Here is a 16,153-nt window from a genome sequence, read left to right as displayed (position 1 = left end):
GAGCCGACATGAAGGGCAAGCGAAGAAAACAGAGAACCACGCTGCTGGCGGCCCTGACCCTGATCGCGGGTCTGGGCGCCACCGTCCCCGCCCACGCCGACGATCCGGCCTACCCCTTCCGCGACCCGAACCTGTCGGTGGACGCCCGAGTCTCCGACCTCCTCTCCCGCCTCACCCTCGACGAGAAGATCTCCCTCCTCCACCAGTACGAGCCGGCCATCCCCCGCCTCGGCATCCAGTCCTTCCGCACCGGCACCGAGGCCCTGCACGGTGTGGCCTGGCTCGGCAAGACGACCGTGTTTCCGCAGGCCGTGGGCCTTGCCTCCACCTGGGACCCGGCCCTGCTCCGCCAGGTCGGCTCGGCGGTCGGCGACGAGGCACGCGGCTTCCAGCAGACCCGCCCCGCGGGCTGGGGCCTCAACCTGTGGGCCCCCGTGGTCAACCTGCTGCGCGACCCGCGCTGGGGCCGCAACGAGGAGGGCTACTCCGAGGACCCGTATCTGACCGGCGCGATCTCCACGGCGTACGGCACGGGCCTGACGGGAGGCGACCCGGACCACCTCAAGACGGCCCCGACGATCAAGCACTTCCTCGCCAACAACAACGAGGAGCACCGCGACACCACGAGCTCGGAACTGCGGCCGCGCGTGCTGAAGGAGTACGACGAGCAGGCCTTCAGGCCCGCGATCGAGGCGAACGCGGCGACGGGCGTGATGTCCTCGTACAACCTGGTCAACGGCCGCCCGAACACGGTGAATCCGGCCCTCGACGACACCGTCCGCACCTGGACCCCCGAGCGGCTGCTCAATGTCACGGACGCCTATGCGCCCGGCAACCTGGTCGGCAGCCAGAAGTACTACGGCACCCTGACCGAGGCCGACGCGGCGGCGCTGAAGGCGGGCATCGACAGCTTCACCGACAACGACACCGACTCCGGTCCGACGACCACAGCGATCAAGTCGGCGCTGTCCACCGGCCTGTTGAAGGAGTCGGACGTCGACAAGGCCGCGGGAGACGTGCTGAGCGTCCGCGTCCGCCTCGGCGAGTTCGACCCCGGCGGCGGGAAGTACGGCTCCATCGACGCGTCCGTCATCGACAGCCCCGCCCACCGCGCCCTGGCGCGCAAGGCGGCCACCGAGTCGGCGGTCCTGCTGAAGAACGACGGCGCGCTGCCGCTGAAGAAGACGGGCAGTGCCGCCGTCGTCGGGCCGCTCGCCGACACCCTCTACACGGACTGGTACTCCGGCACCCTCCCCTACGCCGTCACCCCGAAGGACGGCATCGAGTCCAAGCTGGGCACCTCGGTCGCGAGCGCCGAGGGCGTGGACCGGATCGCCCTGAAGGACACGGCGACCGGAAAGTACGTGACGGCGGGGACGGGCGAGGCGGGCGCACCCCTGAAGGAGACGGCGGACTCCGGTACGGGGTCCCAGTTCGACGTCTTCGACTGGGGCTCCGGCATCGTGACCCTGCGCTCCGCCGCGAACGGCAAGTACGTCGGCTACAACTGGTCGACCTTCGTCAACGACCAGAATCAGCCGAACGGCTGGTACGTACAGCAGCAGTTCAAGCTGGAGCGCCAGGACGACGGCACGTACCTGCTCCGCTACGCCGGCTACGAGACCGGCGAGTCCTGGTGGTCGAACCCGGTCTACCTGGGCCCGACGGGCACGGACGGCACCCTCGGCCTGGTCACCAAGGACCAGGCCGCCCACTACACGAAGGACCTGGTCCGCAGCGGGGTCGAGGAGGCGGTCGCCGCGGTCAAGGGCAAGGACCAGGCCGTCGTGGTGGTCGGCTCCAACCCGTCGATCAACGGCCGCGAGGGCCACGACCGCACGGACCTGGCCCTGGCTCCGACCCAGGAAGCCCTGGTCAAGGCGGTGCGGGCGGCCAACCCGCACACGGTCGTGATCGTCGAGAACAGCTACCCGACCACGCTGGGATCCTTGCAGAAGGAGGTCCCCGCGCTGCTGTGGACCACCCACGCGGGCCAGGAGACCGGCAACGCCCTCGCCGACCTCCTCTACGGCGACGCCAACCCGTCGGGCCGCCTCACCCAGACCTGGTACCGGTCGGACGCCGACCTCCCGCCGATCCTCGACTACGACATCATCAAGTCCGACCGCACCTACCAGTACTTCACCGGGCAGGCGCTCTATCCGTTCGGTTACGGCCTGTCGTACACGACGTTCGCGTACTCAGGTCTGCGGCGGGTGGGCGACGGCTACGAGGTGCGGGTCACCAACACCGGCAGCCGGGCGGGCGCGGAGGTCGTCCAGCTCTACACCCACCAGCGCACCTCCCGCGACAAACAGCCGCTCAAGCAGCTCAAGTCCTTCCAGCGGGTGTCGCTGAAGCCGGGTGAATCGAGGACGGTCCGGCTGCAGGTACGGCCTTCGGACCTGGCGCACTGGGACGTCACCCGCTCCAAGTGGGTGGTGGAGAGCGGAACTTACGACGTCCTGGTGGGCTCGTCGTCGGCAGACATCCGTGCCCGGGCCGCCTGGCAGGTGAAGGGCGAGACCATCCCGCCCCGCGACCTGTCGAAGACGACCCGCGCGGAGAACTTCGACGACTACTCCACCGGCATCGATCTCGTCGACGAGTCCAAGGCGAGCGGTACGGCGGTGTCGGCGGCCTCCGACGGCGCGTGGCTGAAGTTCGCGGACACACGACCCGTCCCGGGCGCGGGCGAGTTCGCCGCACGGGTGGCCGGGACGTCGTCCGGCACGGTGGAGGTACGGCTCGGCTCACCGACCGGCACCCTCGTCGGCACCGCGCACTTCGCGGGCACCTCGTCGCCGTACGACTACACGACGGTGACCGCGAAGCTGTCGGGCGCGACGAAGGGCCGTACGGATGTCTATCTGGTCCTGAGCAAGGGCGTGCGCCTGTCGACGTTCACCCTGCGCTGAGGCCCCAGGCGAGCCCGAGCCGGTAGGCGGCGCACAGGTTCACATCGAGGAGGTAGGCCCCGGCGGCACCGCACTGCGCGGTGCCGCTGCCGGGGTCGACCGGCTGCCCGTGCCCCATGCCGGTGATGCTGTACGTCTCGACGACGGTGTTCCCGGCCGGGTCCCGGAAGACCTGGTGGGGATAGCCGGCGACGGTGTCGCTGAGGTCCGCGGTCTGGTCGGCCCCGTGCACATCGGTCCACTGCTTCATCAGGTCGGTCATGTTGACGGGCTTGACGGTGTAGTCGGCCGTTCCCTGGAAGACGGTGAGCGTGGGCCAGGGACCGGTGTAGCCCGGCCGGGCGGCACGCACCCGGTCGCCCCACTGCTTCGCCGTCTGCGTGGCACCGACGTACATGCAGACATACGGCGATCCGGCGGCCTGCGCGCATCCGTACGGCAGCCCGGCGACGATCCCGCCCGCGGCGAACTTCTCCGGGTAGTCCGCCATCATCACGGCGGTCATGCCACCGCCGGCGGACAGCCCGGTGACGTACACGCGCGAGGAGTCGCCGCCGACGTCGGCGAGCTGCCGGTCCACCATCTGCGCGACGCTCGCGGCCTCGCCCTGGCCGCGCTCGATGTCCCCGCTCTGGAACCAGTCGAAGCAGTTCGAGGCGTTGTTGCCGCTCTGCTGCTGCGGCAGCACGACGGAGAACCCCCACCGGTCGGCGAGCTGGAGCCAGCCGCTGCCGGTGCCGTACCCGGATGCGTCCTGTGTGCAGCCGTGCAGGGCGACGACGACGGGCCGCCCGGCGGGCAGCCCGTCGGGGACGTAGCGGAACATGCGCAGGGCGCCGGGGTTGGAGCCGAAGCCGGTGACTTCCTGGAGGGAGGCGGCGGACGCCCTGCCCGGGGTGAGGAAGGCGGCGATCAGGGCGACGAGGAGGGTCGCGAGGACGGTGAGGTGACGTGCGGCTCTGGTCTGGGTCATGGGGATGGACCGTAGAAGCGTGAACGGTCCGTCGACATGTGGTGCGGCACCACATCGGGCACCGCGGTTGTGGGACGCCGTGGCGGGCCTCAGGCCGGGACCGGGTTCACGGCCGCGCTGGCTCGGCGCTCGCGCAGCAGGCCGCGGATGGAGCGGATCCGCCAGGCGGTGAAGGCGAGTACGACGACGCCGGTGAGGGCGGGCCACTTCCACCGGCCGGAGCTGTCCTGGGTCGCGGTGCGGGCGGAGGCTCCGTCGACGCGGGCGGCGAGGGGCTTGTCGGGAGGGGACGTCAGGATGCCGTCGATGCCGACCGCGGGGATCCGCACACTGTGGTCGTCGGACTCGAACGCCCCGGCACAGGCCCATCCGTCCTCCCAGAGGTCGCTCCACGCTCCGGTGGCGCGCCGGCATTCGCTGACCTGGACGGTCCCGGGCATGCCGGTGAGTTCGGCGTGAGCCTGGACGATGCCGTGGCCGGCGAGGAAGACACCGCCGATGAGCCCGATGACGGCGAGGCAGATCTCGCGGGGCAGCTTGGGCAGGAGACGGATCAGGAACATGCGTGGGTGGGTCCTTCGTGGGGTGGGGTGAGGTCGTACGACCGTGCAGAGGTGCGTGGCGGGGCGGGTCGGGCGGTCACTCGTCCTGGACGAGGTACTCGATCGCATCGGACACGTGATCCTCGCCGTGGCCGAAGCGTTCGCCGAGGGCCCGGCAGCGGGCGTACTGCCGCTTGGTGAGTGATCCGGACGCCGTGTGCAGGACCCTCAGCAGCAGCCGGAAGCCGAGGTCGGGGTCGACCTGGACGACGACCTGCTCCAGGGCGGTCGCCTGCTCGGGCTCCAACAAGGGTGCGGCTTCCCGGAGTTCACGCAGGACCACGTCCGCAAGGTCCGCCCGGACCGGGGGCAGGGCGGGGGTGTGCTCGGGGGCGACCTCGGCCAGCCGCTCCCGGCACTCCTCGGCGATGCGGCGCAGCCAGCCGGGCCCGTCGGTTCCGAAGCGGCCGGGGTCCGTGTGCGAGGCGGCGACCCAGAGCGTGGTGAGGGTGTCGCCGGACAGCGGGGAACGGAGCAGCCGGGTGGTGTCCTCCCACAGCACCAGCGCCTGGACGCCGGGGATGCGATAGCCGTCGGCGACGACGGTCCGGTGGAGAAGTTCGGGCGCCGGCACGTCCCGCTCCCACTGCGGGTGGAACTCCCCGGCGAGCCCGGAGAACCCGAAGTCCCCTTCGAAGAGGCGCCGCGCGACCTCCAGGGGCCGCCACACGACGGTGAGCCCCTCGTAGACGACCGGGAAGGGATATCCGAACGGTTCGCTGAGGTCGCAGAGCCTGTTGCAGCGCTCCTCCGGGACCGGCACGGCTGCCGTCTTGAGCGCCCGCAGATAGAGCCGGAACCCGAGATCGAGGTCGGCCCGGGCGGCGACCTCGTCGAGCGCCGGCGCCAGACCGGGGAGTTCACCGGCGGACGCCCGGATCTCCGCGAGGATCGCCTCCCGGACGGTGGTGACGGCCGGCAGCCGCCAGAACGACCACGACGGACCCGGTTCACGGCCCGCCACCGCCCGGGGCGGACGGGCCGCGCAGGTCGCGTCCATCCGCGCGAGCCAGTCGCGCACGCCGATTCCGTGCGCCTGCGGATCCCACATGCCTCCCGTGGCGGCGAGCCACACGGCACCGAGCACCTCGTCGGAGAGCGGGGAGTCCAGGAGCTTGCCCAGGTCCCTGCGGAGTTCCTCGGCATACCCGAAGTCCTCGTGGAACACGTCGAACCCGAGGATGTGGCGTTCGTCCTCGCTGAGCCGGTCGATGCCCGGCATGTCGACGGGCGTCTCACCGTCGTACGCGGCGAGCTTCTCCGTGACGAGTCCGAGCGCCTTCTCCTCCGTGCCCGGCGGCGTCGACAGAGCGAACAACTCGGTGAGGCCGCTGAGCCCGAAGTCGGAGTCGTACGTCTCGAAGTAGGGGCAGAGCTGCTCCCGCACGATCTGGTTCCCCCCGGTCGCAGTTCGACGCGCACGAGAGCGGAGTGGTCGGGCTCCGCCGGGCGCGGCGATCACCCTATGGCACGTGTGTGGGATCTGTGAAGGTGCACACGACAAAGGCCCCGCCGCTCGGAAGCGACGGGGCCTAGCCCACATGGGATGAGTGGAGATGGCGGGAATCGAACCCGCGTCCAACGGTGCGGAATCAGGGCTTCTCCGTGTGCAGTTCGCTGTGATTTTCTCGGCCCCGGCGATCACGCGAACAAGTCGCCGACGGGCCCAGTCACTGTTTGGTTTCCCTCTTCACCCCGTGACCGGGATCAAGGTTTAGTCCCCTAGCTGATGCCAGGATCCGGGTCGGGAACAGCCCCGGGCTGACACTCCCATTAAGGAGCTATTCGATCACTACCTGATCAGGCAGCGAGAGCGAAAAGCTCGGGAGAATCGCTCTTGGAATTGGCGATTATTTTTTGCGACATATGGTTTACGAGATCATTGCCGCTTCCTCGACACGCTTCCCCTGCTTCGACAGCCGCTGTCGAAACCGATCATCCCCATGTTGTGTTTTCAATGCTCACAGCTCACACCGGGTTCAGCCGGTGTTGATGCCATCGTACAGAACCAACCACGGCGGATGCCACCGTATTCCCGGCGACCTACCGGCTACACGCCGCGCTGCCTGCGCTTCGCCGCCGCGATCGCCCGGTCCGACTCCCGCCGGTCCTGCTTCTCCCGCAGGGTCTGGCGCTTGTCGTACTCCTTCTTGCCTCGCGCGAGGGCGATCTCGGCCTTCGCGCGGCCGTCCTTGAAGTACAGGGCGAGGGGCACGATCGTGTGACCCGTCTCCTGCGCCTTGGACTCCAGCTTGTCGATCTCCTCGCGGTGCAGCAGCAGCTTGCGCTTGCGGCGCGCGGAGTGGTTGGTCCAGCTGCCCTGGTGGTACTCCGGGATGTGGGCGTTGTGCAGCCACGCCTCGCCCCGGTCGATCTGGACGAAGCCGTCGGTCAGCGAGGTCCGACCTTCGCGCAGCGACTTGACCTCGGTGCCGGTCAGCACGAGGCCGGCCTCGTAGGTGTCGACGATCGCGTAGTCGTGCCGGGCCTTCTTGTTCTGGGCGACGATCTTGCGCTTGCCGCCCTTCTCGCCGTCCCTGGCCTTCGCGGCCGCCCCGCCCTGCTTGGGCTGGGACTCCTTCGGTACGTACATTCCCTTGCTCATAGTGCCGTCCATTTTCGCACTACGCGGGGGTGTGGGGGCCAGCCCTTTAACGGCTGTCTAGTCGGCGTCGCCCAGTCCGTCGAGCACGGTCTCGGCCCGCTCGACGGCCGCCTGGCCGGGCGCGGTGACGTCCAGGTCCGGCGTGATGCCCCGGCCGTCGACGCTGCGGCCGGAAGGCGTGCGGTAGTGCCCGACGGTCAGTTCGGCGACGGAGCCGCCGGGGAGCTGTCGCGGCATCTGGACCGAGCCCTTGCCGAAGGTGCGGGAGCCCACGACGACCGCGCGACCGCGGTCCTGGAGGGCACCGGTGAGCAGCTCGGCCGCGCTCATCGTCCCGCCGTCGACGAGCGCGACCAGGGGTCTGGTGGTGTCGCCGCCGGGGGCGGCATGCAGGGCCTGCTGCTCGCCGTTGACGTCGTACGTGGCGACGAGACCGCCGTCGAGGAAGGCGGAGGCGCAGGTCACGGCCTCGGTGACCAGGCCGCCGGAGTTGCCGCGCAGGTCGAGGATGACCCCGGCGCCTGCGGGGGCGTGCCGTACGGCGGTGCGGACGGAGTCGCCGGAGCCCTTGGTGAACGCGGCGATCCTGATCACGGTGACCCCGTCGGCGAGCTTTCGAACGGTGACCGAATCGGTGGACAGATGGGCGCGGCGCAGGGTCTCGATCCACGCGCGCGTGCCGCGCTGCAGGCCCAGCCGCACCGCCGTCCCGGCGGCCGCGTCGGTGGCGTCGCCGCGCAGTAACGACACGACCTCGGTGACGGGCTGCCCGTCGACCCTCTCGCCGTCGATGCTGCGCAGCCGGTCTCCCTTGCGGATCCCGGCGGCTGCCGCGGGCGAGTCGGCGGCCACCCTGGTCACCTCGATACGGCCGTCCCGCTCGCGCCTGGCCCACAGTCCGACGCCGGTGTACTGGCCGTCGAGGGCCTCCTCGAACTCCTGGTACTCGCCCTCGGAGTAGACGGCACCCCAGCGGTCGCCGCTGCGGCTGACCGCGCGCTCCGCGGCCTCCATCGGGGACTTGCCGTCGGCCAGGGCCTCCGCCGCCGCCTTCGCCACGTCCTCGTGATGGCCGACGGGCACGGTCGAACGGGCCGCGCCGGACGGGGATTTCCGGTCGCTCTCGGAGAAGGAACCGGTCGCCGCACCCGCGACGAGCACGCTCGCGAAGACCAATGTCAGGACGGCCCCGCGGCGAATGCGGCGGGGCTGGCAGAACAGGTCACGACCTGACATGCCGGTGAGTCTAGGACAACGCGAAGGGCCGCACGGCCGGTTGACCGTACGGCCCTCTTGGCATGCGTCACACCTTCAGGTACTTGCGCAGCGCGAAGAACGCGGCAAGCGCAGGCATCAGCAGACTCGTGGCGAGGATGAGCGGCAGCTTGGTCAACACCGCGTCCCAGCCGATGAAGTTGATCAGATTCAGCTTGTGGGACAGGTCCAGACCGTGGTCGATGATGAAGTACCGCGCGACCACCAGGAACCCGCAGGCGACCGTCCCGCCGATGAGCCCGGCGACCGCCGCCTCCATGATGAACGGCGCCTGGATGTAGAAGCCCGAGGCCCCGACCAGGCGCATGATCCCGGTCTCGCGCCGCCGGCTGAACGCGGACACCCGCACGGTGTTGACGATCAGCATCAGCGCGACCACGAGCATCAGCGCCATCACGGCCCGCGCGGCCCAGTTCATGCCGTTGAGCAGCCCGAAGAGATTATCCAGAATGCCCTTTTGGTCCTGCACGGACTGCACACCGTCACGCCCGTCGAAGGCGGTCGCGATGACCTGGTACTTCTCCGGGTTCTTCAGCTTGATCCGGTACGACTCCTGCATCTGGTCCGGCGTGAGGGAACTGGCCAGCGGGGAGTCGCCGAACTGCTGCTTGTAGTGCTTGTACGCATCGTCCTGCGACTCGTAGGTGACCTTCTGGACGACCGTGGTCATCTTCTCCAGGTCGGAGAGGATCCCCTTCTTCTGGTCGTCGGTGACCGCACCCTTGGCGCAGTTGGGGTCGGACTCGGCGTCGCTCTTGTTGCAGAGGAAGATCGAGACGTTGACCTTGTCGTACCAGTAGCCCTTCATCGTGCTGACCTGGTCGCTCATCAGGAGCGACCCGCCGAACAGGGCCAGGGACAGGGCGACGGAGACGATGACCGCGAAGGTCATGGTCAGGTTGCGGCGGAGACCGACACCGATCTCGGAGAGTACGAACTGTGCGCGCATGGCGACTGGTTGAGCCTTTCCGTGGACGTGGCGGTCAGTGCTGGTAGCCGTAGACGCCGCGTGCCTGGTCGCGGACGAGGCGGCCCTTCTCCAGCTCGATGACGCGCTTGCGCATCTGGTCCACGATGTTCTGGTCGTGCGTCGCCATCACCACGGTGGTGCCGGTCCGGTTGATCCGGTCGAGCAGCTTCATGATGCCGACGGAGGTCTGCGGGTCGAGGTTGCCGGTCGGCTCGTCCGCGATGAGCAGTTTGGGCCGGTTGACGAAGGCGCGCGCGATGGCCACGCGCTGCTGTTCACCACCGGACAACTCACCGGGCATCCGATCCTCTTTACCGCCCAGGCCCACCAGGTCGAGCACCTGCGGCACGGACTTGCGGATCTCGCCCTTCGACTTGCCGATGACCTCCTGCGCGAAGGCGACGTTCTCCGCCACCGTCTTGTTCGGCAGCAGCCGGAAGTCCTGGAACACCGTCCCCAACTGGCGGCGCATCTGCGGCACCTTCCAGTTGGACAGGCGCGCGAGGTCCTTGCCCAGAACGTGCACCTGACCGTGGCTGCACCGCTCCTCGCGGAGGATCAGCCGCAGAAAGGTGGACTTTCCGGAGCCCGAGGACCCCACGAGGAACACGAACTCGCCCTTCTCCACTTCCAGGGACACATCCCTGAGTGCAGGACGGGTCTGCTTGGGGTAGACCTTGGAGACGTTGTCGAATCGGATCACGGATGCACCACGGGTCGCCGGGGGTAGATGAGCGTGACCATACGCGAGTCGGGTGCACAAGCGCAGGCTACGGTTGCGGTTGGGTGGACCTTGTGCCTATTTGTGCCGAGTAGGGCAGCCCCCTCAAGGGGCGCGGGGAACTGCGCGACAAGCCCCCACCGGCCCGCAGCCGCGAGACGAAGCCCACGCACCCCTCTGGGAGCGAACCGCGCGACCTCCGGAGGAACCTGGCACAGTAGAGAGGGGAACGTTCGGCAACGACAAACCGTTCTCCCAGTGGAACGTATTCGCAAGGAGGGCGAGCGCATGACGTACGACCGGCTGGTGTGCGCAAACTGCGCGGCGCCCGTGAGCGAGGGCCGGTGCCCCGTGTGCCGTGCGAACCGCGAGCGGCTGCAGCAGGAGAACTTCTTCGCGGGGCTCAACCCCATGGCCCTGATCGCACTGCTGGCAGTGCTGATCGCCGCGGTCGCGCTACTGGCGCACCAAACCGCGTAGAGCGCGTCACAGGGGCACCGAGACGCCCGAGGGGCCCGGAGCGATGCACGCTCCGGGCCCCTCGTCGTACGTCGTTGCACACATCCCGTGTGCACACGGCTACCGTCAGGCAGCCGCACCGCCACGGCCGCCCACGAGGCGCGGCAGAAGGCGGAAGCCGACGCCACCGGCGATCATGGTGGCGGCACCGACGATCAGGAAGGTCGTCTGGCCGGCACCGGTCTCGGCGAGCTGCTGACCGTTGCCCTTGGTCTGGGTCTCGGTGTTCGAGCCGGTGTCCGTGAGGACCGAGGTCCCCTGATCCTGGGGGGAGGTGCCGGTGTTGCCGTCGGGGTTGGTGTTGGAGTTGCCACCACCGTTGTGCCCGTGACCGGTGCCGGAACCCCCGGAGTTGCCGGAGCCGCCCGAGGTGCCGTTGCCACCGCCGGTGGTGTCGCCGCCCGTGGTGCTGCCACCGGTCGTGTCGCCGCCGGTGGTGCTGCCACCGGTCGTGTCACCGCCCGTGGTGTCACCGCCCGTGGTGCCGCCACCGATCACGCCACCGATCACGCCACCCGTGGTGTCACCGCCGGTCGTCGCGCCGCCCGCGGTGTCGCCACCGGTCGTCGCGCCGCCCGTGGTGTCGCCACCGGTCGTCGCACCACCCGTGGTGTCGCCACCGGTCGTCGCGCCGCCCGTGGTGTCGCCACCGGTGGTCGCACCGCCGGTCGTGCTGCCACCCGTGGTGCCGCCGGGGTCGCAGGTCGGGTCGACAACAATGTCGCACGGGCCGCCGCCCGTACCCCCGGTGTCGTCGCCGCCGGTGTTGACACCCACGTTGACACCGGCCACGTTCACGTCGATACCCACCGCGGAAGCGGCACCGGCGGCGGTCAGCGAGGCACCGGCAGCGATCACTGCGCCAGCGGCTACCCGCGCGACGCGGAGCCGCGTCTTCTTCGTCATAAGGTTGCTACCCCCAGTAGCTCATCGTCATTGAGGCGGCGCTCGGGGGCCGTGATCGACGGAGGTAACTACCCTGTACATTCCCCCGGTTCACATGCGCCCCAGAGATACGCATGCCGCGCTTTACCCTTCCCATTTTTCAAAGCAACGTCAAGGGCGTTGCGTGCGCAATGTCCACTTGCGGGCCGTTTACAGCGAGTTGGAACCTGTGAGTGTGATGTAAAACCCAGACAAACAGCAACTGCCGCCCATGGGGCGGCAGTTGGCAAGTCGACAAAGTTACTTCGCTCGGCTACTTCTCCTGCTGCTTGCGCCAGCGAATTCCGGCCTCGAGGAACCCGTCGATCTCACCGTTGAACACGGCCTCGGGGTTTCCGACTTCGAAGTCGGTGCGCAGGTCCTTGACCATCTGGTACGGGTGCAGGACGTACGAACGCATCTGGTTGCCCCAGGAGTTGCCGCCGTCGCCCTTCAGGGCATCCATCTTGGCCTGCTCCTCCTGGCGGCGGCGCTCGAGGAGCTTGGCCTGCAGGACGTTCATCGCGGTGGCCTTGTTCTGGATCTGCGACCGCTCGTTCTGACAGGAGACGACGATGCCGGTGGGGAGGTGGGTGAGGCGCACCGCGGAGTCGGTGGTGTTGACGCCCTGGCCGCCGGGGCCCGAGGACCGGTACACGTCCACGCGCAGCTCGGACTCGTCGATCTCGATGTGGTCGGTCTGCTCGACCACGGGAAGCACCTCGACGCCCGCGAAGGAGGTCTGGCGCCGCCCCTGGTTGTCGAAGGGCGAGATGCGCACGAGCCGGTGGGTGCCCTGCTCGACCGAGAGGGTGCCGTAGGCGTACGGCACCTGCACGGCGAAGGTGGTCGACTTGATGCCGGCCTCTTCCGCGTACGAGGTCTCGATGAGCTCGGTCTTGTAGCCCTTCTGCTCCGCCCAGCGCAGATACATCCGCTGCAGCTTCTCGGCGAAGTCGGCGGCGTCCACGCCACCGGCCTCGGCGCGGATGTTGACGAGCGCCTCACGGGAGTCGTACTCACCGCTCAGGAGCGTGCGGACCTCCATCTCGTCCAGCGCCTTCCGGACGGCGGCGAGCTCGGACTCGGCCTCGGCGCGGGTGTCCGGGTCGTCCTCCTCGTCGGCCATCTCGAAGAGCACGGCGAGATCGTCGATCCGCCCCCGCAGCGCCTCGGCCTTCCTGACCTCGGCCTGCAGATGGCTCAGCTTGCTGGTGATCTTCTGCGCCTCGTCCGGGTTGTCCCACAGGGACGGCGCGGCCGCCTGCTCCTCGAGCACGGCGATGTCTGCCCTCAGCTTGTCGAGGTCCAGAACGGCCTCGATCGACTCCATGGTCGAGGAGAGGGACTTGAGCTCTTCGGATACATCGACGACTGCCACGCCTCCAGCGTAACGGCTCCGCCAAGCGGTGAGTGTCCGGCTACAGCACCGCGGCACCAGCAACCGCGGGCAGGCGAACCACCCTGGTCACGGCGACGCCGGTGCCGAGTGCTTCGAGTCCTGCGGAGTCGCGCCCGCGTCGTCACCCGACGTCGCCAGCCACGTACCCACCCCGGCCGCCGCCACCAGCAGCGCCGCGGCCGTCCCCAGCACCATCCGGCGACGGCGCGTCACGGCGCGGTGCCGGGCGGAACCCGGCCGCGGTGCGCCCGTCGCGCGGGGTACCCGGGCGGTGCCGCGGGCACCGCCGGCCAGCTCGTCCGGGGCCGGGACCCTCATCGACGTGTGGGTGTCCCGGTTGGAGTCGGCCGGCTTCGCGCCCGGTACCAGCGGGACCGCGCCGCGCCGTACCCGTTCGCGGGCCGGGGCGACCGACTCCCCGGCCGCCGGCTCCGGCTCGTCCGTCGGCTCCATGTCCGGCTCGTCCACGTCCAGTGGCGGCATCCCGGCGACCAGCGGCAGCAGTTCCCGCAGCCGGGCGCCCAGTTCCGAGGCGCGCAGCCGGGAGGCCGGTGCCTTGGCCAGGCACTGCACGAGGAGCTGCCAGAGCTCGTCCGGGATCCCCGGGAGCGGGACCACCGTCTCCGTGACGTGACGGCGCAGCACGGCTCCGGGATGCCCGCCGCCGAACGGGGTGAAGCCCGCCAGCAGCTCGTAGAGGACGGTCGCGAGGGCGTAGATGTCGACGGCCGCGCGCGGGGGCAGGCCCTCCACGATCTCCGGGGCCAGATAGTCCGGGGTGCCGATGATCTTCGTGGCGCGGGTGCGGCGCGGGGAGTCGATCAGCTTCGCGACGCCGAAGTCGGTCAGCAGGGCGGGGTGGGAGCCGCCGGGCCCGAGCGGGCCCTGCATGTCGAGCAGGACGTTCTCCGGCTTGACGTCACGGTGCACGACGCCCGCCGCGTGCGCGGCAGCCAGGCCGTCCGCGACGTCGGCCACTATCGCCACCGCCGCCGCGGGCGCGAGCCGGCGTTCGCGGTCGAGACGGGTGCGCAGGTCGGTGCCGCGGACCAAGTCCATGACCAGCGCGAGGTCGTTGCCGTCGACCACCAGGTCACGTACGGAGACGACGTTCGGGTGGTCGAGACCGAGCAGCGCCGTGCGCTCCTGCACGAAACGGCCGACGAGTTCCTGGTCGGACGCGAGATCCTCGCGCAGCAGCTTGATGGCGACGGGCCCCTCGGGCCCCTCGCCCAGCCACACCGTGCCGGCGCTGCCCCGCCCCAGGATCTGGTTCGCGGTGTACCGGCTGCCGATCTTCCGTGCCAAGACTGCTCCTACGGGACGCGTTGTGTCGCTGCTGCGCCTTCCTGGGGGCGCTGACAACAGCGGCTGACGCCGCGGGCCCCCAGACCCCCAGCCGACAAAACTACGCGTCCGAGGAGCCAACCTTCACCGCAGAGACGGAAATCACCCGCCAGGTGTCGACAAATCACCAAGCTCGCTGCTCACTTGCCGCCTTTGCTGCCGACGAGGTCGCCGAGTTTCCCGATCCAGCCGCTCACGGTGCTGAACATGTCGGACAGCTGCTGCCAGTAGCTCTTGGTCGTGCCGATCCACTCCTGGAGCGGGCTCAGCTCCCAGACCAGCCAGCCCGCGACGAACAGGATGACGATCGTGAACAGGCAGCCCTTCAGACAGCCGAGCCCGGGGATCTTCATCCGGTTGGGGCTGGGCTCTCGCGACCGGCGAGGCTCACGCGCGGGCTGCTGCGGCTGCTGCGGAGGCGCGTACCGCTGGGGCTGCTGGTGCTGCGGCGGGGCGTACTGCTGCGGCTGTTGCTGCTGCGGATAGCCGTACGCCTGTTGCGGTCGCTGCTGCCGGGGGCGCTGCTGCTGCGGGCGGGCGGCCTGCCGCTGGGGGCGGCGGCGCAGCGGGTCCTCGTCGGGGTCGAGGTACTGGACCTGCGTCTGCTCGTTGCGGTCGCGGGCGGCGCGCAGCTGGTTCTGCCAGGGGTGCGGCTGCTCGGGCTGCTGCCCGGGCTGCCCCTGGGGCATCGGCGGCATGACGGCGGTCGGGTCCGCGGCCCCCGTGTTCGGGAGTACGGCGGTGGGGTCGGCGGCGCCCGGTGCGCCGCCGGTGTGGGGCAGGAAGCTGGTCGCCGCGTTCGGGTCGTACGCGCCCGCTCCGTGCTGCAGGACCTGTGTGGGGTCGGACGAGCCGGGGACGGCGGCCGGCGTCGGGTCGGGGGCCAGCAGGGCGCCGACGGCCTCCGCGGCGGCGATCTGCGCGGCGTTCGCGTGCACACCGACGCCCTCGGCGACGACGCGCAGGGCGCGGGCGAGGTTCTCGGCGCTGGGCCGTTCCTCCGGGTTCTTGCGCAGACAGCGCTCTATGACCGTCCAGAGCGGGTCGGGAATCGTGGACGGGCGGCGCGGCTCGGCGCTCAGGTGCTGGTGCAGCACTTCAAGGGCCGAGCCGCCGCCGAACGGGGGACGGCCGGTGACCAGCTCGTACATCAGGATGCCGGCGCCGTAGATGTCGACGGCGGAGGTCTGCGGACGGCCCTCGGCGGACTCCGGTGCGACGTACGCGGGCGTGCCGACGAACTCGTGCGTGCGGGTCAGGCCCGGGGAGTCGGCCAGGCGGGCGATGCCGAAGTCGGTGAGCATCGGGTGCATCTGGCCGCCGTCCTGCTTGAGCAGGACGTTGGCGGGCTTCAGATCGCGGTGCACGACGCCGTCGGCGTGGCTGGCGGCGAGCGCGTCGGCGATCTGGGCGGTGAGAAGGGATGCGGCCACCGGGCTGAAGGGGCCGTTCTCGCGCAGGTAGCGGTGCAGGTCGGGACCCTCGACGAGATCCATGACCAGCGCCAGCAGATCGCCCTCCACGACCAGGTCGCGGACCCGGACGATGTTCGGGTGGGTCAGGCGCAGCAGCACGGAGCGCTCTCTGAGGAAGCGCATCACGATGTCCGCGTCGCCGGCGAGCTCTTCCTTCAGGACCTTGATCGCGACGGTCTCGCCGGGCTGACCGGGCACGGCGGCCTCGGCCCCCGCGGTCTCCCGCTGGCGGGCCCGCCAGACGGTGCCCGTGGCGCCGCGCCCGAGCGGCTCCTCGAGCAGGTACTTGCTGCCTACCGGCCGCACGTCATGTGCTCCCTGCTGCTTGCTTACCGTTCCGACCCACTGTAGTGCCGCTGTGCGCGGCACTGACCTGTCGCCGTCCCAGCGTCTTACGTACGCCTCCCCGTGCATGTTCGAAG

Annotated in this window: 13 protein-coding genes and 1 other RNA gene; 2 read left to right on the top strand and 12 right to left on the bottom strand. The window is 69.9% G+C overall.

What is annotated here, in order from left to right; all coding sequences use genetic code 11:
- Positions 1 to 8 precede the first annotated feature (8 nt).
- Complete coding sequence (locus ACIBW9_RS00115) at positions 9 to 2,918, top strand: glycoside hydrolase family 3 C-terminal domain-containing protein (protein WP_398949615.1); 2,910 nt, start codon at positions 9 to 11, stop codon at positions 2,916 to 2,918.
- Here ACIBW9_RS00115 and ACIBW9_RS00110 read toward each other — a convergent pair.
- The 8 genes from ACIBW9_RS00110 to ftsE all read right to left on the bottom strand — a co-directional run bounded on the left by ACIBW9_RS00110 (position 2,905) and on the right by ftsE (position 10,046).
- Entirely contained in the window at positions 2,905 to 3,891 is a 987-nt protein-coding gene (locus ACIBW9_RS00110; RefSeq protein WP_398949613.1) for an alpha/beta hydrolase family esterase, read from the bottom strand. The genes ACIBW9_RS00115 and ACIBW9_RS00110 overlap by 14 nt on opposite strands.
- A gap of 89 nt (positions 3,892 to 3,980) precedes the next feature.
- Entirely contained in the window at positions 3,981 to 4,454 is a 474-nt protein-coding gene (locus tag ACIBW9_RS00105) for a hypothetical protein (protein WP_398949611.1), read from the bottom strand.
- 76 nt (positions 4,455 to 4,530) lie between these two features.
- The gene (locus ACIBW9_RS00100) at positions 4,531 to 5,880 is read right to left on the bottom strand and encodes a hypothetical protein (RefSeq protein WP_398949609.1); all 1,350 of its coding nucleotides are present in this window, start codon (positions 5,878 to 5,880) and stop codon (positions 4,531 to 4,533) included.
- A gap of 161 nt (positions 5,881 to 6,041) precedes the next feature.
- Positions 6,042 to 6,436, bottom strand: a transfer-messenger RNA (tmRNA) gene (gene ssrA, locus ACIBW9_RS00095).
- A 107-nt stretch (positions 6,437 to 6,543) separates the two neighbouring features.
- A complete protein-coding gene (gene smpB, locus ACIBW9_RS00090) occupies positions 6,544 to 7,086 on the bottom strand; it encodes an SsrA-binding protein SmpB (RefSeq protein ID WP_344402999.1) in 543 nt (180 codons plus the stop codon).
- 69 nt (positions 7,087 to 7,155) lie between these two features.
- Positions 7,156 to 8,334, bottom strand: a complete 1,179-nt coding sequence (locus tag ACIBW9_RS00085) for a S41 family peptidase (RefSeq protein WP_398949607.1) — start codon at positions 8,332 to 8,334, stop codon at positions 7,156 to 7,158.
- 67 nt (positions 8,335 to 8,401) lie between these two features.
- On the bottom strand, positions 8,402 to 9,322 hold the full coding sequence (ftsX, locus tag ACIBW9_RS00080) for a permease-like cell division protein FtsX (RefSeq protein ID WP_398949605.1): 921 nt from the start codon (positions 9,320 to 9,322) through the stop codon (positions 8,402 to 8,404).
- A 34-nt stretch (positions 9,323 to 9,356) separates the two neighbouring features.
- Positions 9,357 to 10,046 (bottom strand): cell division ATP-binding protein FtsE, encoded by a 690-nt coding sequence (gene ftsE, locus ACIBW9_RS00075; protein ID WP_030943440.1) that lies wholly within the window; start codon positions 10,044 to 10,046, stop codon positions 9,357 to 9,359.
- 306 nt (positions 10,047 to 10,352) lie between these two features.
- Between ftsE and ACIBW9_RS00070 the strand changes: the two genes are divergently transcribed.
- Positions 10,353 to 10,544, top strand: a complete 192-nt coding sequence (locus ACIBW9_RS00070) for a hypothetical protein (protein ID WP_016438128.1) — start codon at positions 10,353 to 10,355, stop codon at positions 10,542 to 10,544.
- A gap of 105 nt (positions 10,545 to 10,649) precedes the next feature.
- Here ACIBW9_RS00070 and ACIBW9_RS00065 read toward each other — a convergent pair whose 3' ends face one another.
- From ACIBW9_RS00065 to ACIBW9_RS00050, 4 genes are all read right to left on the bottom strand, one after another.
- Positions 10,650 to 11,441: a hypothetical protein gene (locus tag ACIBW9_RS00065; protein WP_398949603.1), complete on the bottom strand. Its 792-nt coding sequence runs from the start codon at positions 11,439 to 11,441 to the stop codon at positions 10,650 to 10,652.
- A gap of 340 nt (positions 11,442 to 11,781) precedes the next feature.
- Positions 11,782 to 12,888, bottom strand: a complete 1,107-nt coding sequence (prfB, locus tag ACIBW9_RS00060; RefSeq protein WP_398949601.1) for a peptide chain release factor 2 — start codon at positions 12,886 to 12,888, stop codon at positions 11,782 to 11,784.
- An 87-nt stretch (positions 12,889 to 12,975) separates the two neighbouring features.
- Positions 12,976 to 14,217, bottom strand: a complete 1,242-nt coding sequence (locus ACIBW9_RS00055; protein ID WP_398949599.1) for a serine/threonine-protein kinase — start codon at positions 14,215 to 14,217, stop codon at positions 12,976 to 12,978.
- 179 nt (positions 14,218 to 14,396) lie between these two features.
- Positions 14,397 to 16,037, bottom strand: coding sequence for a serine/threonine-protein kinase (locus tag ACIBW9_RS00050; RefSeq protein ID WP_398949597.1), 1,641 nt, complete (start codon positions 16,035 to 16,037; stop codon positions 14,397 to 14,399).
- Positions 16,038 to 16,153: the final 116 nt, after the last annotated feature.

The organism is Streptomyces sp. NPDC049541, assembly GCF_044465725.1.
Lineage (GTDB): Bacteria > Actinomycetota > Actinomycetes > Streptomycetales > Streptomycetaceae > Streptomyces.
The sequence above is the reverse complement of the archived record's forward strand: the minus strand, read 5'-3'. Positions and strand labels throughout refer to the sequence as shown.

Bases quoted from the DNA above. Each gene is read 5' to 3' on its own strand.
- ACIBW9_RS00115 (WP_398949615.1), top strand. From the start codon at position 9: ATGAAGGGCAAGCGAAGAAAACAGAGAACCACGCTGCTGGCGGCCCTG.
- ACIBW9_RS00110 (WP_398949613.1), bottom strand. From the start codon at position 3,891: ATGACCCAGACCAGAGCCGCACGTCACCTCACCGTCCTCGCGACCCTC.
- ACIBW9_RS00105 (WP_398949611.1), bottom strand. From the start codon at position 4,454: ATGTTCCTGATCCGTCTCCTGCCCAAGCTGCCCCGCGAGATCTGCCTC.
- smpB (WP_344402999.1), bottom strand. From the start codon at position 7,086: ATGTACGTACCGAAGGAGTCCCAGCCCAAGCAGGGCGGGGCGGCCGCG.
- ACIBW9_RS00085 (WP_398949607.1), bottom strand. From the start codon at position 8,334: ATGTCAGGTCGTGACCTGTTCTGCCAGCCCCGCCGCATTCGCCGCGGG.
- ftsX (WP_398949605.1), bottom strand. From the start codon at position 9,322: ATGCGCGCACAGTTCGTACTCTCCGAGATCGGTGTCGGTCTCCGCCGC.
- ACIBW9_RS00070 (WP_016438128.1), top strand. From the start codon at position 10,353: ATGACGTACGACCGGCTGGTGTGCGCAAACTGCGCGGCGCCCGTGAGC.